Origin of the sequence: Paraburkholderia sp. RL17-380-BIE-A, from assembly GCF_046028085.1 — a bacterium.
Lineage (GTDB): Bacteria > Pseudomonadota > Gammaproteobacteria > Burkholderiales > Burkholderiaceae > Paraburkholderia.
Map to the genome: position 1 here is coordinate 239214 of NZ_JARESQ010000001.1, position 17289 is coordinate 256502.

Annotated in this window: 15 protein-coding genes; 5 read left to right on the forward strand and 10 right to left on the reverse strand. The window is 63.8% G+C overall.

What is annotated here, in order from left to right; genetic code table 11:
- The first annotated feature begins 14 nt into the window (after positions 1–14).
- The 3 genes from P0D68_RS01110 (at position 15) to P0D68_RS01120 (ending at position 4532) form a co-directional block, all read left to right on the forward strand.
- A complete protein-coding gene (locus tag P0D68_RS01110) occupies positions 15–416 on the forward strand; it encodes a DUF2946 domain-containing protein (protein ID WP_091807462.1) in 402 nt (133 codons plus the stop codon).
- A gap of 82 nt (positions 417–498) precedes the next feature.
- A complete protein-coding gene (locus P0D68_RS01115) occupies positions 499–2901 on the forward strand; it encodes a TonB-dependent receptor (RefSeq protein WP_408295660.1) in 2403 nt (800 codons plus the stop codon).
- Positions 2902–2975: 74 nt separating this feature from the next.
- Complete coding sequence (locus P0D68_RS01120) at positions 2976–4532, forward strand: PepSY-associated TM helix domain-containing protein (RefSeq protein ID WP_408295663.1); 1557 nt, start codon at positions 2976–2978, stop codon at positions 4530–4532.
- Positions 4533–4611: 79 nt separating this feature from the next.
- On the opposite strand, the gene P0D68_RS01125 is transcribed toward P0D68_RS01120, so the two are convergent.
- From P0D68_RS01125 to P0D68_RS01135, 3 genes are all read right to left on the reverse strand, one after another.
- A complete protein-coding gene (locus P0D68_RS01125) occupies positions 4612–5958 on the reverse strand; it encodes an MFS transporter (protein WP_408182714.1) in 1347 nt (448 codons plus the stop codon).
- Between the two features lie 65 nt (positions 5959–6023).
- Positions 6024–7553: a bifunctional 3-(3-hydroxy-phenyl)propionate/3-hydroxycinnamic acid hydroxylase MhpA gene (gene mhpA / locus P0D68_RS01130; protein ID WP_408295666.1), complete on the reverse strand. Its 1530-nt coding sequence runs from the start codon at positions 7551–7553 to the stop codon at positions 6024–6026.
- Positions 7554–7615: 62 nt separating this feature from the next.
- Complete coding sequence (locus tag P0D68_RS01135) at positions 7616–8467, reverse strand: fumarylacetoacetate hydrolase family protein (RefSeq protein WP_408295903.1); 852 nt, start codon at positions 8465–8467, stop codon at positions 7616–7618.
- A 145-nt stretch (positions 8468–8612) separates the two neighbouring features.
- Between P0D68_RS01135 and P0D68_RS01140 the strand changes: the two genes are divergently transcribed.
- A complete protein-coding gene (locus tag P0D68_RS01140; protein WP_091807425.1) occupies positions 8613–9179 on the forward strand; it encodes a VOC family protein in 567 nt (188 codons plus the stop codon).
- 147 nt (positions 9180–9326) lie between these two features.
- Here P0D68_RS01140 and P0D68_RS01145 read toward each other — a convergent pair whose 3' ends face one another.
- The 3 genes from P0D68_RS01145 to P0D68_RS01155 all read right to left on the reverse strand — a co-directional run bounded on the left by P0D68_RS01145 (position 9327) and on the right by P0D68_RS01155 (position 12475).
- Positions 9327–10082 carry an IclR family transcriptional regulator gene (locus P0D68_RS01145; RefSeq protein WP_408295669.1) on the reverse strand — a complete coding sequence of 252 codons (756 nt, stop codon included), beginning with the start codon at positions 10080–10082 and terminating at the stop codon, positions 9327–9329.
- Between the two features lie 42 nt (positions 10083–10124).
- Positions 10125–10457, reverse strand: a complete 333-nt coding sequence (locus tag P0D68_RS01150; protein ID WP_408295672.1) for a DUF2322 family protein — start codon at positions 10455–10457, stop codon at positions 10125–10127.
- A gap of 101 nt (positions 10458–10558) precedes the next feature.
- Positions 10559–12475, reverse strand: coding sequence for an SMP-30/gluconolactonase/LRE family protein (locus tag P0D68_RS01155; RefSeq protein WP_408295675.1), 1917 nt, complete (start codon positions 12473–12475; stop codon positions 10559–10561).
- 403 nt (positions 12476–12878) lie between these two features.
- Here P0D68_RS01155 and P0D68_RS01160 point away from each other — a divergent pair, with 403 nt between their 5' ends.
- Entirely contained in the window at positions 12879–14552 is a 1674-nt protein-coding gene (locus P0D68_RS01160; RefSeq protein WP_408182727.1) for an FAD-dependent oxidoreductase, read from the forward strand.
- A 112-nt stretch (positions 14553–14664) separates the two neighbouring features.
- On the opposite strand, the gene P0D68_RS01165 is transcribed toward P0D68_RS01160, so the two are convergent.
- From P0D68_RS01165 to P0D68_RS01180, 4 genes are read right to left on the reverse strand one after another with little or no spacing between them, the layout of a single operon-like run.
- Positions 14665–15984 carry a sensor histidine kinase gene (locus P0D68_RS01165; RefSeq protein ID WP_408295678.1) on the reverse strand — a complete coding sequence of 440 codons (1320 nt, stop codon included), beginning with the start codon at positions 15982–15984 and terminating at the stop codon, positions 14665–14667.
- A complete protein-coding gene (locus P0D68_RS01170; protein WP_091807411.1) occupies positions 15981–16721 on the reverse strand; it encodes a response regulator in 741 nt (246 codons plus the stop codon). The genes P0D68_RS01165 and P0D68_RS01170 overlap by 4 nt, the downstream gene beginning before the upstream one ends.
- A 7-nt stretch (positions 16722–16728) precedes the next feature.
- Positions 16729–16851 carry a hypothetical protein gene (locus tag P0D68_RS01175; RefSeq protein WP_286162180.1) on the reverse strand — a complete coding sequence of 41 codons (123 nt, stop codon included), beginning with the start codon at positions 16849–16851 and terminating at the stop codon, positions 16729–16731.
- Positions 16848–17219, reverse strand: coding sequence for a GFA family protein (locus tag P0D68_RS01180; protein WP_091807408.1), 372 nt, complete (start codon positions 17217–17219; stop codon positions 16848–16850). Before P0D68_RS01180 ends, P0D68_RS01175 begins: the two co-directional genes overlap by 4 nt.
- Positions 17220–17289 lie beyond the last annotated feature (70 nt).

Below are 17289 nucleotides of genomic sequence, written 5' to 3' on the forward strand. Positions count from 1 at the left end.
TTACGCCCATCATCATGACTCTACGCTCCCGCAACCGCATGACTGCCTGGCTTGGCCTGTTCGCCATGTGCCTCGTCGTGTTCGCGCCGCTCGTGAGTCAGATGCTGGCGTCCAGCCGCGCGCATGAACCCATCGCCGCACTCTGTTCAGCGCTCCAGCCACGCGATTTCAGCATGGCGAGCGCGGCGACCCAGGCCGCTCCGGCGCCGGTCCATTTGAGCCATGACGACGCGTTCGGCGCGTGCGGCTACTGTCATCTGCTCCAACACCATGTCGCCATGCCGGCGGTCGCCGTAGTCGCGCCGCCGCCCGCGCTCACGCTTGCCGGCACCGCGCCGCCGAGCCTCTCCACCCGCTTCACGCCGCTCGGCGCATTTCCGTCCGGCCGTCCCAGAGCTCCGCCCGCCGTTTCCTGATCGCTGTCAGTCCTGATCGCGCATTCGCCGCACCCGTCGAGGGGGCGCGCGATCGCCTGTTCCATGCATCAAGGAAACGTTCATGTTCAACTTCGTCCTGCGAAGGCTGCCCTCTTGCGCCCGCCGCGGCGCGCGCGGCTTTTCACCGCGCTTTTCGCCTGGCTTCTCGCTTCAATTGCTGCCCCAGTCGCTGTTCCCAGCCTGTTTGCCCGCTATCGTTCCAGCGGTCGTGCCGGCTCTGCTCGCCTCGCCCGCTCATGCGCAGAGCGCGAGCGCCGAAACCACGCTGCCCGCGGTCAGCGTCAGTGCGAATGCGCTCGCCGCGCCGCGCGTCGTCGATCCCAACCTGCCGGCCTCGGTCGAAACGGTCACCCCCGAGCAGTTCGGCAACTGGAACGTCGTCAATACGGAAGACGTGCTGAAGTACATGCCGAACCTCGCCGTGCGCAAGCGTTTTATCGGCGATCTGAATTCGATCATCGCCGTGCGCGGCACCAGCAACACGCAAAGCGCGCGTGGTCTCGTCTACGCGGACGGTCTGCTGCTCAGCAATCTGCTCGGCAGCAGTTATTCGTTCCCACCGCGCTGGTCGATGGTGTTTCCCGACGAGATCCAGCAGGTCGACGTGATCTACGGGCCATTTTCCGCGCTCTATCCGGGCAATTCACTCGGCGCGACCGTGCTGATCAGCACACGCATGCCGAAACAGTTCGAAGCGACCGCCGACGTCAAAGGCTTCACCCAGCACTTCAGCCTGTTCGGCGTAAATCAGAATTTGAACGGCAGCGAAGCAAGCGCGACGATCGGCGACCGGGTCGGCAAGTTCTCGTATCTGCTGGGTGTGAATCACCTGGGGAACACCAGCCAGCCGCTGCAATTCGCCACGCTGGCGAAATCCAGCACGCCCGCCAAAGCCGGCGACACGCCCGTTACCGGCGCGTACTTCTACAACAACCAGACCAATACGCCGACAGCGGTGCTCGGCGTGAACGGCGAAGGCATCGAACACACGGTGCAGGACCAGTTCAAGCTGAAGATGCAGTACGACTTCACGCCGACACTGCAAGGCGGCTTCACGCTCGGCTACTGGCATCAGACCTATAACAGCCAGACATCGACCTTTCTGCGCGATGCGAACGGCAATCCGGTCTACAGCGGCAAAGTCGCGATCGACGGCTATGAATACACGATTCCCGCGTCCGCACTGGCTCCGAGTCTTGGTCATAGCGAGAACTGGCTGTACGGCGTGTCGCTGAAAACGCGCAATGCCACCGGCTGGAATGGCGAGGCAATCGCTTCGTACTACGACATCGGCAACAGCGTGGCGCGCACCGCGAATTCCGGCGCGCCGGGCAACGGTCCCGGCACCGTGATCTTCGGCGACGGCACCGGCTGGAAAACGCTCGATCTGCGCAGCACCTATACGCCCGCGACGAATCAGGCGGGGCTCGCGAATCACGCGCTGAGCTTCGGCTACCACTACGACAACTACTTTCTCGACAACGAAAGCTACAACACGTTGAACTGGCGCGACGGCGCGGCTACGTCGTTCGCCAATGCGTTCGCCGGCAAGACCCAAACCCAGGCGCTCTACGTGCAGGACGCATGGCGCTTTCTGCCGCGCTGGAAGCTCGTCTACGGCGTGCGTCACGAAGACTGGCAGGCCTATGGCGGGTCGCAGTCGCTGGCCGGCACTACGCTCGCCTACAGCGACGTGAGCCAGCACCACTTCTCGCCGAAAGCCTCCTTGTCGTTCGACGTCACCGACGACCTGACCTTGCGTGCGTCCATTGGCCGCGCGTACCGCTTTCCGACAGTGAGCGAACTGTTCCAGGGAAAAATCAACGGCTCCACGATCGTCAATAACAATCCGAATCTGCAGCCCGAAGACGATCTCTCCAAAGAACTGACCGCCGAATGGGCGCACTGGAACGGCGTGTTCCGCCTCTCGCTGTTTCAGGACGACGTGAAGAACACGATCTTCAGCCAGACCGATACGACCGTGATTCCCAACGTCACCAACTTCCAGAACATCGGCAAAGTCCGTTCACGTGGCGTGGAAACGAGCTATTCGGGTGAGGACGTGCTGATGCGCGGCCTCGACCTGCTTGCGAGCGTGGCCTACACGCAGTCGAAGATTCTCGCCAACGCGCAGAACCCCGCTACGGTCGGCAAGTATTTCTACCGGATTCCGTTGTGGCGTGTGGATCTCGCCGCGACGTATCACTTCGACGAGCGTGCGGCGCTCACACTTGCCGCGCGCTATTCGGGGCGTCAGTACAACACGCTCACCAATACCGACACGAATCCGGATGTGTTCGGCGGCACCAGTTCGTACACGGTGGCCGATGCGAAATTCACCTACAAGCCGACGAAGCTGAGTGAAGTCGGCATCGGCGTCGACAACCTGTTCGACGCCCGCTACTTCGTCTATCACCCGTATCCCGGCCGCACCTTCTACGTGGAAGCGAAGCTGCGCATGTGAGCGCGCTGGACCCGCCGCGCGCCCAGGCGTGCGGTTCGAACCGATCGATTCATTTTTTGCTCCAGGAGGATTTCATGTCCACCACCATCACCACCGAGCGGCCACGTGTCACGCCGGCTGCCGGCGCGGCCAACCCCGGCTACCGCACGCTCTGGCGCTGGCACTTTTATGCGGGCCTCTTCGTGATGCCGTTTCTGGTCGTGCTCGCGATCACCGGCACGCTGTATTGCTTCCAGCCACAAATCGAACCGTTGCTTTATCCAGAGCGTCTGATCGTCGCACCGCAGGCCGTGCCCAGGCTGCCCGCGGAAGCGCTGCTTGCCAACGCGCGTTCGGCCATGCCGCCGAGCGCGACCGCGGTGAGCGCCGTCGTCGCGAGCGACCCGCGGCGCAGCGCGGAATTCGTCTTCCGTCTCGCGGACGGCGATAAACAGAGCGTCTATGTGAACCCCTACACCGGCGTGGTGCTGGGCACGTTGAGCGTCGAACAGCGCTTCATGCAAGTGGACCGCATGCTTCACCGCAAGCTGCTGCTCGGCAAACCCGGCGAACTGCTCATGGAACTCGCCGCATGCTGGACGCTCGTGATGATCGGCACCGGCATCGCACTGTGGTGGCCGCGTGAGAAAACCACGGCTCGCCAAGCGCTGTTGCCGCGTTTCGCTTTGAAAGGGCGCGCGCTGTGGAAGAACGTTCACGCCGTGATGGGCATCTGGCTCGCGCTCGGCGCACTGGCGTTCGTGTTGACGGGGCTGCCCTGGACGGGTTCGTGGGGCAAGCAATTCAAGGCGCTCGCGAGCGCGGCGAATCTCGGCGCGCCGCCGGGCTCCTGGGGTGGCCTCGCGTTGCATTCGACACTGCCCGGCGCGGTCGGCCTGCAAGCCGCCAAAGCGGAGACACGTGCGCAGAACGCGGCACATGACGAACATGCCGAGCATACCGGCCACACGGGCCACCACGGAGCCGCAGCCGACATGGACTCGATGCCCGGCATGGTGATGGACGACCTGCCTCTGCCGCTCACGCCCTGGGCCGTCGGCGATACGCCGGTGCCCAATTCCGTCCCCGCCGATCCTCGCCTGGCCCATCCCCTGCCGCTTGGACGCGTGATCGCGCTTGCCGCATCGCTCGGTTTGACGGAGGGCTACAACATCGTGCTGCCGGCCGCCGTGACAGGCGTCTACACCATCTCATACTTTCCAGGCGACCCGAAAGATGAGCGCACGCTGTACATCGACCAATACAGCGGTGCGATCCTGAAGGACATTCGCTATAGCGACTACGGCGCGGTGTCGAAGGCGGTCTCGTACGGCACGTCGCTGCATATGGGCCGTTATTTCGGTCTCGCCAATCAACTGCTGTGCGCCGCCATTTCTCTCGGACTCGCGGCGATGGCCGTTACCGGGTGCGTGATGTGGTGGAAGCGCCGGCCGCAACGCTCGCTCGGCGCGCCCTCGCGCGAACGGGCCGCACCGCCCATGCGCGGATGGAAAACCGGCCTCGTTCTGCTCGGCGTCCTCTTCCCATTGATGGGCGCCACGCTGCTCGCCGTGTGGCTCGCGGATCGCGCGATATTCGGCCGTGCTGCGCGACACGTCCCCGCCGGCCAGACAGAGCGGGCGGGACAATGAGCCAGCGCCGGTGATACATCACTGGCGAGTCCGCGCCGAACACCGACGGCACAGCGAGCCGAGCTTCCGGTTGAGGGCATTACCGTTGCACAGTCCCGACATCGTGCCCGCGCTGTGCGGGGTCGCAATCGTGCCGGCGGTGTTGTTGCAGCCGCTCTGACGCCAGCAACGTGACCACCGAGGCGCCGATCACGTAATACGCGGGCGCCGCAAGCGACCCGGTCTCGCGGATCAGAACTGTCGCGAGCAACGGCGCAAATCCGCTGAACGCCACTACCGCAACGTTATACGACAGCGCAATGCCGCTGAAACGGATCTGCACCGGAAAGTGATCGGCGAGGACCGACGCCCACGTACCGCTTGCCAGCGAAAACACCAGCGCTGCCAGCACGAAAAGCACGACGGGGTCGACCGTATGAGTGCTGAGCGCGACATAGAACGGATAGCTCAGCACGATCAGCAACAGCGCGGACAGGCGCAGCAGATGCCGGCGCGGAACTCTGTCGCCCAGCCAGCCCGCGAACAGCAGCCCAAACGAACTGACCACGAGGTACGCGTTCTGCGCGATGGCCGCCGTGCGCGGCGCATAGTGCAGCTGCTGAACCAGAAACGCCGGCATGTGCCCATACAGAATGCCATTGACGCCAGCCATCACCGCAATCGACATGACGCCGGCGAGCACGGCTCTGCTGTGATTGCGCAGCGTCTCACGAAACGGCTGCTTCGCGACGGCGCCTTGCATCTGCTCGAATTCGGGCGACTCGTCGAGATTGCGCCGCATCCAGTACGACACGATCCCGCACACACCGCCGAACAGAAACGCGATGCGCCAGCCGTATGCGGCGGCGTCGGCGCTGGAGAGAAACGTCTGCACGGCGAGGTTCACCAGCGTCGCCAGCAACACACCCACGTTGACCGCGCAGATGATGATCCCCGCGGCCAGACCGGCGCGCTCGGGCGCGGCCTCCACGGCATACGTGATGGCGCCGGGCATCTCGCCGCCCACGCAAAAGCCTTGCAACATGCGCAGCATGATGAGCAGGATCGACGCCGTGACACCCCAGCTCTGATAGTTGGGCAGCAGCCCCAGGCAAATCGTGGCCGCCGTCACGACGACGATGGAGACGAGGAACACCGGCCGGCGCCCATAGCGATCGCCCCAACTGCTCAGGACGATACCGCCGAGCGGACGGATCACATAGCCGATCGCAAGAACGGAAAACGAGAACAGCAAACTGATCACCGACGACGCGTTGGGAAAGAACTGTGCGGCGATGTAATGCGCGAAAAATCCGTAGACGATGAAATCGTAAAACTCCAGCGAGCCGCCGAGACTCGCGATGAGGATCATCTTCCACTGCGCGCGGGAAATGCCGCGAGACGCGGCGCGCTGCGCCGCCCTGACTTCGTGTTGGGTTGCTTCCATTGACTCCTCCGATATGAGTGTCTGGCTTCTACTGGCCAGTACGTATGTGACTGCCGGCAACACCTTCAAGCGTGTTCGGTCGGCAAAGCCGCGAACGCGTGCGACAGCAATGCCTGCAACGATGCATCGTCATGGGCCACGCCGTGTATGTAGCGATCCGGCCGGATGAGCACGGCGCTCGCGCCGATCTCAGCGAGCCACGCGCCGAGCGCCGCGGAGCCATCGGCGACAAGCGCCATGTCCGTGAGCGCCGCGAGTTCGGCGAGGCCGGGCTGGTCATGCAGGATTTTCGGTAACGCCACGAGCGCAAAGCGGTAGCCGATGGCGTCATCGAGCAGGCGTCCATCGGACAGTCGCGGCTGCGCGGCGATGCTGCCTGCCTGCGGCTGAGCGGGGCCGAGATGCGCGCCCTCGCCCAGCAGCGGCTGCGGAGTCACGAAAGCGCGGATCGCCCGGCTCGTTTCGCCGGCGGCGGCATCGGGATCGGCAGGGTGCGAAGGCGTGGTCTGGATTACCGCGCCGAGTTGCACGGCGGTCTCGATGAACTCGCGCACATGCGGCGAGCGTTCCGATTCGTAGGTGTCGAGCAGCGTGTCGTCCGCTTCGCCATGAATCACCGCGGCGAGTTTCCACGCAAGGTTGCTCGCGTCGCGGATGCCGGCCGCCATGCCCTGCCCCATGAACGGCGGCGTCTGATGCGCAGCGTCGCCGGCGAGCAGCAGACGCTGGTTGCGCCAGCCCTTCGCCACCACCGAGTGAAACGTGTACACCGCTGAACGTTCGAGGGTGGCATCGGCCGGCGTCACCCAGCGAGCGAGCCTGTCCCACAGCCACTCGGGCGATGAAAGCTTCGACGTGTCGTCGCCTGGCATGACCATCAGTTCCCACCTGCGACGATTGTTCGGCCCGCGTGTATAGGTGCTCGGCCGCGTGGGGTCGCAATACTGGATCGAGTAGTCGCCGAGGTCGGGACGCGGCTTGTCGAGCAACACATCCACGACGACCCAGCGCTCGTGCGATTTGAGATCGTCGAGTTCGGTGCCCATGAAGCGCCGGACGATGGAGCGCGCGCCATCGCAGCCCACCACGTAGCGCGCGGTGGCTCGTCCGAGCTTGCCCGTGCGGGTGTCTTCGAAGCGAAGCGCAACGCCGTGGGCGGTCTGATCAAGCGCGAAGGCTTCGTGCCGCAGGCGCACGTCGATGGTCGGCTGTTTCGCGAGCTGCGCACGCAGAGCGCGTTCGAGATCGGGCTGATGGAACTTGTAGCTCGCGCACCAGCCGAGCGGACCTACGCCGGTAGGCCGCTGCCAGTCGATCAGCAAGCGGCCGGCCGCGTCGACGAACTTCATGCCGGGTCCGACGAACAGGTTTGGCAGCAAGGTATCGGTGAGACCGATCGTCTGGAATACACGCATGCATTCCGCGTCGAAGTGCACGGCACGCGGCAGCGCGAAAATGTCCTGGTCCCGTTCGAGCACCAGCACGCGCAAACCGTCGAGCGCGAGCAGGTTGGCGAGCGTGGCGCCGGTCGGGCCCAGGCCGATCACGGCGACGTCGTATTCGCAAGCGTCGGGGTTGGGGATTGGCTGTGACATGGATTTCCGCCTTCAATGATGGGCCGGCGCGGCGAACCCGCGAGCGCGCCGGCCGAACGCGCTCAGGCCTCGTCGGCGATCGGGTTGGACAGAATGCCGACGCGGTCCACTTCGACCTCCACCACGTCGCCCGCTTTCATGAAGAGCGGCGGATTGCGCTTCGCGCCCACGCCGCCCGGCGTGCCGGTCACGATCACGTCGCCGGGTGCGAGTGGCGTGAAGGTCGACAGATAGGCGATCTGTCTGGCGATGCCGTGAATCAGCATGTCGGTCGTGGCGCGTTGCACTTCCTGTCCGTTCAGGCGCGTGCTCAGGGTCATCGTGGCGTTGGGTTCGATCTCGTCGCTCGTCACCATCCACGGACCGAATGCGCCGGTGCGGTAGAAGTTCTTGCCCGGCCCCCACTGCCCGGTGTGGCGCTGCCAGTCGCGGATCGATCCGTCGTTGTAGCAGGCGTAGCCCGCTATGTGCTCCCACGCGTTCTGCTCGGCAATGCGCCGCCCGCCTTTCCCGACAATCACGGCAATCTCGCCTTCGTAGTCGAACTGCGTCGACTCGGACGGCCGCAGCATCGGCTGGCCGGCGCCGACCTGCGAGGCCGGCACACGCATGAAGATCACCGGGTTCTCGGTCGTCTCACGGTTGGTCTCTTTCACGTGCTCCGCATAGTTGAGGCCCACACAGAAGATCTGCCCGGGGTTCGGGATGACCGGCAGGAGTGTCACCTCGTTCAACGGATAGTCGCTCGCGCCGCTTGTCGCGAGGCGGCGGGCTTCGTCGAACGCATCGGCGGCGATCAGGGCCTTGAGATCTGCAAAGCGTCCGTTCAGGCGCTTGCCGAGATCGATCACCGATTGATCCCGGACGATGCCGAAGGACGGTCCTTCATGGGTGGAAAAGCTGACGAGTTTCATGTTGCTCCGTGGATAAAAAGAAACGATCGCTTCGAAAAATTTGGCTTTTCTTTTGATGTTTTTATCGTTATTTGAGAATACACTGATAAAAACGAGATCTACAAGATACTTTTCATCAGGGTTTATCACTACCAAGGAGGAAGACATGACATCGACCAAGACCAGGCGCCCCGGCCTGTCGCTCAGCCACATGGGCTTTTACGTGAGCGACATGGCGCGGGTCGAAGACTTCTACACACGCGTGCTGGAGTTCACCGTGACCGACCGCGGCAGTCTGTCGACGCCGCGTGGCGACGTACGTCTGGTATTCCTGAGCCGGGATCCGGCCGTGCATCATCAGATCGTGCTGGCGAGCGGCAGGCCCGAGCACCTCGCGTTCAATCCGATCAACCAGATTTCATTCGAGGCGGACAGCCTGGCGTCGCTGAAGCGCTTCTACCGGCGCTTTATCGAAGAAGACGCGAAGGAGATCACGCCGGTCACGCACGGCAACGCGATCTCGTTCTATGCGCGCGATCCGGAGGGAAACCGGCTGGAGTTGTTTATCGACACGCCGTGGTACGTGGATCAGCCGATGCGCGTGGCCGTGGATTTCTCGCTGCCCGATGCGCAACTGATGGCATCGGTGGAACGGCATGCGCGCGGGTTGCCGGGCTTTCGCCCGCGCGCGGAGTGGGAAGCGGAGATGGCAAAGCGAATGGGCATCGCCTGATGCGTGGCGATGCCGTTGCGTGAAGCGACGTCGCGATGGATCAGCCGGCGTGGCGGTGCGTGGCGGAGTGCCGGCGTGGCGCGGCATGAGTCGGCACGGCAGCGTGGCGCTGCCGGCGTAGACACCGACACATCGCCGGCAACGCGCTCAGCCGGAAATCACTGCGCGCGTGCGCTGCGACGTGCGGGCGGCGGCTTCGCGAATCAATTCGACAAGCCGCTCCAGGTTCACGAATTCGAGCCGCGGCGTGGGCACGATCAGCGCGAGCGAGCCGACGGCTTCGCCCTGATCGTCGGTGAAAAGCGGCGCGGCGATAGCCGAGACGCCTGCTTCGAGTTCGCCCTTCGACAGATAGAAACCTGCCCGGCGAATCTTGTGCAAGGCGGAACGAAAGTCTTCGAAGCTCGGGCCCAGCCCGCTGGTTGCGATGTCTGTGGCGTGCCGCTCGAACAGCAGCGCGAGCTTCGCCTTCGGGAAGGTCGAGAGAATGGCCTTCGGCGCGGCGCCGAGAAACAACGGCCGGGGACGCCCGCGCCCATAGCGCAGATCGAGCTTCGAATCGAGGCTCTCGCGGTGCGTATCCACCAGTTCGTCGCCGTACCAGCGCGACATCACCACATCGAAGCCCGAATGCTCGCTCAGTTCGCGCATGATGGGTTGCCCCACCTTCAGCAACGGATCGGACATGCGCAGGTTGTAGTCGAGCTTGATGATGCGCGGACCGAGTCCATATTCGCCCCCGGAGAAGCGCACCAGCATGCCCGACTCCACCAGTTCACGCACATAGCGATAGGCGGTGGGAATCGAGCAGTCGAGCTCGGCAGCCACCTCTTCCGCGGAGAGAAAGGGCCGCCCTTCGGAAAAGAGTTCGAGTATGGAGAGAAGCTTGGCGATGCTCGACATCGAAGAGAGGGCTTTCCGGGTGAGGTGGCGAAATTATAGCCTTCAGCCTGCCGCGACGACGTCGATACGCAGCGCTTCTCCGCCCGCCGCGATAGCGAGCAGGATGTCGACGTTCGGGTGCGCGCCCGGACGATTGCGCGCGTCGGCGGTGTGCTCGGCGAACACCACGAGGCCGTGCTCGGCCGCCCTGGCGTCGAGCGTGCCGAACGTCTGCTGCAGATAGTTGTACACCGCGAGCGAGCCCTGCTTGCCGGGCTTGTTCTCGATACTGGCCACCACGGCGCCCTTGCCGTCGACCAGGTCGATACGCGCGATGCCCTCGATGCCGGGCATCTGCGCGAGGTTGTCCTTGAATACGTTGCTCGGTTGGATCATTGAAAACACTCCTTCTATTCGGAAAAATGCGGCGCGGGCCGTATCTTATCCGATAGGGTGTCGTTCAATCACCGGGCGCACGAGCGCACGAGCGCACGGCCTCAGGGCGTCCAGCGATACACCACGATACTGGAACCGTTGTAGTTGTCCTTCGTGATCACGTACTCGCCCGCGGCTCTGAGATACGCGCGCAGGCCGTACATCGAATCGACGTCGTTGCCGACATCCACGGTTGCGGGACTCGAATTGACCAGCGTGGTGACGAGTTGGCCGGTAGTGAGATTGAAGGCGTCGATATTGGGCACGGTATGCACGTAGCCGACGAACAGATAATTGCCCGCCGCCGTGATCGACTTGGGATTGGCGCTGGTCAGATTGATCACCGGATCGGGCCGCGTGGTGTTGCCCGCGCTCCAGCCGTGATACACCTCGATCCTCGATTGCATGGCCGTCCAGTCCCAGCTTCCGGCTATACCTTGCGCAAGGATCATGGTGTCGCTCTCCGCGAGGTAAATGATGCGCGTGAGCGGCCGGATGCTCTGCGGAATCGAGATCGTGACCGCCGGACCCCACGAAGGTTTTCCGTTACCGTCGAAACCGCTCAGCGGATAGTGATAAATGTGATTCGTGCGGTCGAGACCGGCCCACACGTCGCCCCTGCTGTCGATGCAAAACCCGCCCGTGACCTGACGGTCCGTATTGAACGCCGTGCCCGGAATCGACACGTCCGGTATCGCGATATAGCCGCTCGCCGGGTTGAAATGGAAAAAGTTGAAGATGCCGGGGTTCTGTCCGGACGCCACCAGAATCCGGTTGCCGCCGACCGTGACCAGTTGGCCGAAGTGTTGGCCGCGCTGCGTGTCGTTCATGTTCAGGCGCGGGTCGGACGGATACGTGAACGGATCGACCGTGTTCGCGACGAACGTGCCGCCCGCCGTGCCGGTGTAAATGTGCATGCCGCTGTAGAAGTAGGCGCCGTCCGTCGACGGATCGGGCGCCGCGATCGACTCGAAGTTGAGGGACTGCAGCTTCCATTCGAGATTGCCGGCCGTGTCGTATGCGTGCAGGTCGGTGGCGCCGTTGCGCCCGAGGTCCCAGCCGCCGCCCCACGGGTTGTTCAGCACATAGAGGTTGCCGGCGGCGTCCCTGCCGATGCCGACCACGCGTGTGAAGCGCTTGTCGCCCACCTGACCTTTGATACCGCTGGTGGTGTCGAGATAACCGCCCTGAATGCCGAACGTGCCGGCGAGCGTCGGCGTGCCCGCGATGGTGTAGCGCTTGATGTTCATGTCCGGCCCCTGGTCGCCGACCATGAGTTGCCCGGACGCCGCATCGAAATAGACTGCGGACGGCCGCGACGCAGCGGGCATCTGAATCGTATTCAGCAACGCGCCAGCCGGACTGAATTGGACGATCGTGCCCGCGCTCTGCTGCGCGACCCAGAGATTGCTGGCGCTATCCAGCGCCAGTGCGCCGGGACTCGCTATCTTGATGTCCTGCTGCCAGACGCCGTCGGTCGTGAAGACCCGCACGCGATTGCCGAAGAAGTCGCTCGCATACAGCAGCGAGCCCGCCGTCGCGAGGCCGGTGATGACATCCGCATGCGGTATGCCGGTCCACACGCTGACGGGAATGACGAGGTCGCGCGTTTGCGTGGCCCGGTTGTAGCGTCCCACCGACCCGCTGCCGAACGACCTGTTGTACTGCAACGCTGCGAAGATCGACGTGGCATTGCCGGTAATGGCGCTGCCCTGAAAGTCGGCATGCGTTCCGATCGAGCCGATGCTCTGAGCGTTGCGGTAGATCGCGACGCCGCCCGCGTTTTCGTCCCACAGTGAAGCCGTGTAGATCACGCCTTCAGGCGCGACCCACATCGAGCGTGCTGTGTTGCCCACGTGCGCGGCGAGCGTGCCGAATGTGTTCGCCAACCAGTCGGTGGTGTACTGCGCCCGACATGTCTGCGCAAACATCGCGATTACCGCGCATAGGAAGGCAGCACGGATTCGGTGCTTGACCATATGTGATGCTCTCCGGAAAAACATTCGAGGACAATCTACCTCGACAGATATGACAGAAGCTAATTGATGTGAAGATATATACCTGAGGTGACGGGACAATCAATGCAACGCGGATATAAATAAAGAAAAGAAATTCGCGGAGGATTTTTTTCGTCGTCGGGACACGGCTTGACAACGTGAAGAGTGTGAGCAGCATCATCACGGTGATCGTTCTGCCGATGCGCGCCGCGAGCAAGATACCCCTCTTTTCCGCACTTTACCGAGCACCGGACTCAGGCGCACAATCTCTGCGGATATTGCGGTCCGCCTTCGTTTCCGGTAATGCAGAATGCTTGCGCCGGTGCGATATCTGGCGGCAAGCTCACGTACGGTCGCACTACGCGTCCTCTATTCGGAACATGCAATGGGTCATAAATCGTCAAGCAGACTCGAAGACCTGGTGGCAGGCGGCAGCCGTCATCATCAGATTTTTCCAAGGCTCGATGAAGGTCAGTTTGCGGTGCTGGAGCGCTATGGTGAACGGCGCCGCCTGAAAGCGGGCGACATGCTGTTCTCGGAAGGCGACCGGCACATCCCCATGTTCACCATCGTCTCCGGAACGATCGAAGTCACGCGCGGCGCCGGAGAAAAGCGCCATGTTCTTGGCGAGCACGGCCCCGGCAGCTTCACCGGCGAAGTGGGCACGCTCGCGGGCCGCGGCGCGGTCTCGACCGCACGCGCCACCAGCGATTGCGAGGTGATCGTGATCGACGAGGAATCACTGCGCGCGCTCGTCGTCGCGGAGGCGCAACTGAGCGAAACGATCATGCGCGCCTATATCCTGCGGCGTGTCGCGTTCATTCAGGATCAGCATGGGGGGCTTCTGGTCATCGGCAGCTCGGCGTCGTGGGGCACGCTCGCTCTGCGGCATTTCTTGAGCCGCAACGCTCAGCCTTTCGCCTACTTCGATATCGTCGAACACGAAGAAGCCGGCGCGCTGCTCGAACGCTATGACGCGACCGAAGCCGACATACCGGTGATCATCACGCAGCAAGGCGCCGTGCTCAAACAGCCGACCAACCGCGCAGTGGCCGACGCGATCGGCCTGAGTCCCGACCGGCTGAACGGCGAGCGGTTCGACGTGGTCGTGGTCGGCGCGGGACCGGCCGGTCTCGCGGCTGCGGTCTACGCGGCCTCCGAAGGATTGAGGGTAGCGGTGCTCGACACGAAGGCGCCGGGCGGCCAGGCCGGCACCAGCTCGAAGATTGAAAATTACTTCGGATTCCCGACCGGCATTTCGGGCCAGGCCCTGGCCGGTCGTGGCCTGTCTCAATGCCGGAAATTCGGCGCCGAAGTTGGCGTGCCGATCGAGGCGCTCGGCATTGAATGCGAAGGCGCGCCGCCCTTTCACCTGCGCCTCAATTACGACGAGCACGTGTATGCCAGCGCGGTCGTCATCGCAACCGGCGCACGCTATCGGAAACCGCTGCTGCCGCGCCTCGAACAATTCGAAGGCCGCGGAATCTACTACAGCGCGACGTTCATGGAAGCCGCGTTCTGCAATAACGAAGAACTGGTTATCGTCGGCGGCGGCAATTCAGCCGGCCAGGCCGCCGTGTTTCTTTCGGGATTCGCGCGGCACGTTCATATCGCGATTCGCGGCGACGGACTCCAGGCGAGCATGTCGAACTATCTGATCAGACGGATCGAAGCGACCGCCAATATCACCGTTCATTCGCGCACGCAGATTGTCGAACTGAACGGTGCGGCACAGCTCGAGTCGATCAAATGGGACACTCAGGGATACCTCGAGGAAAAACCGATCCGTCACGTGTTCCTGTTTCTCGGTGCGCAACCCAGTACCGCCTGGCTCGGCGATTGCGTCGCGCTCGACAAACACGGCTTCGTGCTGACGGGCCCCGATGCGCTCCACCAGTGGCCTTCCGAGCGTCCTCCGCATTATCTGGAGACGAGCCGGCCAGGCATCTTCGCGGTGGGCGACGTTCGCAGCGGCTCGGTCAAGCGTGTGGCGGCCGCGGTTGGGGAAGGCGCTGCGGCGATCCAGTCGCTGCATCAATATCTGGCGCTCGATCGCTGAGGGCGGGCTCCGGCGCGGTGATGCTCGATTGCTGAGATCGGGCTGCCGGCGTGCTGATACTCGATTGCTGACGCCACCCTGCCGGCGCGGCGACGCTCGAACGCGAACCTGTCTAGCGCACGTTCCGCAACGTCAAACGCGCTTCCAGACCGCCGCCGGGCCGATTGTGCAGCGAGAGCGTCGCATCCATCGCCATGGCAAGTTGCCGTGCGATGGCAAGGCCCAGGCCCGTGCCGCCCGTGTCGCGATTACGCGAGGCTTCGAGCCGGTAGAACGGCTCGAACACCGCCTCCAGCGACTCCGCCGGTATGCCGGGGCCACGGTCGAGCACGGTAATCAGCGTCTGCCCGCCGGGCAAGGTGCTCGCGGTGATCTCGGCCGTGCCGCCGAATTTCAGCGCGTTGTCCACCAGGTTGCCGAGTATGCGGCGCAATGCCTGCGGACGCGTCATTAGCGAAACGCCGAGCCGTCCCTCCAGGCTGACCGCCTGGCCGGCGTCCACGTAGTCGCAAACGAGGCTGTCGAGAAGCGCGTCGGGATCGACGCGGCATGGAACTTCAGTCGCGCCGTGCAGCGTGCGCGCGTAGGTCACGCCTTCCTTCACCAGGCTTTCCATCTCATGCAGATCCTGGCGCAGCTTCGCGCCCTGCTCGTCGTCGTCCATGACATCGACGCGCAAGCGCATCCGCGTGATCGGCGTTTGCAGGTCGTGCGAAATCGCCGCCAGAATCTGCATGCGTTCGGTCATGTAGGTAGCGATGCGGTCCTGCATCGCGTTGAATGCGCGCGCGGCGCGCGACACTTCCGATGGTCCGTCTTCCGGCAGACGCGCCGCCTTCAGGTCGGGGCCGAGCGTATCCGCGGCAACCGCCAACTGATGCAACGGACGCGTCGCGAGCCGCACCGCCAGCCAGCAGCACGCAACCAGCACCGCGAGCTGCAGCGCGAGCACAAGCAGCAGCCAGCGCGACAGCGGCGCGCCCGACATGGGGCGCATATCGATCGTTAGCGGTGAGCCATCGCTCAGTCGCAGATGAACCTGCAGGCGCTCGTTGTCACCGGGCACTGCATTCACGGTCAGCGGATAGCGGGTGCCGATGCCGTCCGCAATGGATTGCGCCACGCGTGCGGACAGACGCGCATCGACCGGTCCGCCGGGCACGCCCGGTCCGAGGATGAACTCGTAGCTGCGGCGCGCGAGCCGCGGCAGCCACTGCGCGCGCTCATTGGGCGGCAAATGATCGAGCAGCGCCACCGAACTGCTCACTTCGCGCTCGATGTAGCCCATCATCACGTTGGTCATGGTCTGGTCGCGTTCGGTCAGCGTGAGCCAGAACGACAGCGTCTGCGCGAGCGCGAGGCCGACGAAAAGAATCAGCGCGAGCCGCGCGAACAGCGTGCGCGGCCAGCGCAACCATGACCAACGGCTCATTGGGGGTCCTCGAGTGCAGTCACCGCCGCGGAAAACACATAGCCCTCGCTGCGCAGCGTCTTGATGTAACGCGGCTCGCGCGCGACGTCGCGCAGGCGCTGGCGCAAACGGCTCACCATCAGATCGATCGAACGGTCGAACTGATCGGCCTGGCGTCCTTGCGTGAGATTGAGCAGTTGATCGCGCGTCAGCACGCGTTGCGGATGATCGAGAAACACGCGCAGCAAGCGGTATTCGGCGCCGCTCAACGCCACCATGGTGCCTTCGGCGTCGAGCAGATGGCGCGCGGTGGTGTCGAGCCGCCAGTCGCCGAAGGCCAGCATCGGTGCGGATTCCGTCACCTGCATGCCGGGCGGCAGCATGCGCGCGCGGCGCAGCACGGCGCGAATGCGGGCGAGCAGCTCACGCACGGCGAACGGCTTGGGCAGATAGTCGTCGGCGCCCATCTCCAGGCCCACAATGCGATCGGCTTCCTCGTTTCGGGCAGTCAGCATCAACACCGGCACCGCACGGAATTTGCCCGCCCGCAGCTCGCGGCACAGCACGAGACCGTCCTCGCCGGGCAACATCAGATCGAGCACGATCAGATCCGGCGCGCCCTGCTCCAGCACCGCGCGCATCTGGCGTCCGTTCGCCGCGAGCGAGACGCGCATGCCGTTCTTCTCGAGGTAGCCGGCGAGCAGTTCGCGGATGCCGCGGTCGTCGTCGACGATCAGCACGTGGTCGATCGTTTCCATCAATGGATCATCTCCGTTGGCGTTTTACCTGCGTCCGGCTCGCACCCACCAGCGAACAGTGCACCGGATGCGCCAGTTCCGCGGCAAGACCGCCGGATACGAATACGAGGATGGCGAGCAGGCGTTTCATGCGTCCTCCAGCACGGACAGGCTGGCGCCGTCGGCAACCGCTGCTTCCAGACTATACGGATCGACGCCTTCCAGGCAACCGATGTTGACGCGCCACTGCAGCGGGTCTTTGCGCGTCTGATGAAACGGATAAATACCGCAGTGCTTGCAGAAAAAATGCCGGGCCACCCGCGTGTTGAATTGATAGAGCGTCAGCGCGTCTTCGCCGCTCAGAATCTTCAACTGGCTCGCCGGAAACAGCGGCGTCATCAATGCGCCCTTACGACGGCACAGGCTGCAGTTGCAGCGCCCGGCGGGGACGATCGGGGTTCGCACTTCGAATCTGACGGCCCCGCAGTGACAGGACCCATGCAGCAAGTCGGCGCTCATGATGCTCTCCGTGATTGGCAATGCCTGCTTTATAGCCTGGCGCGCACGGCGATTTGTGTCGCAGTGTATC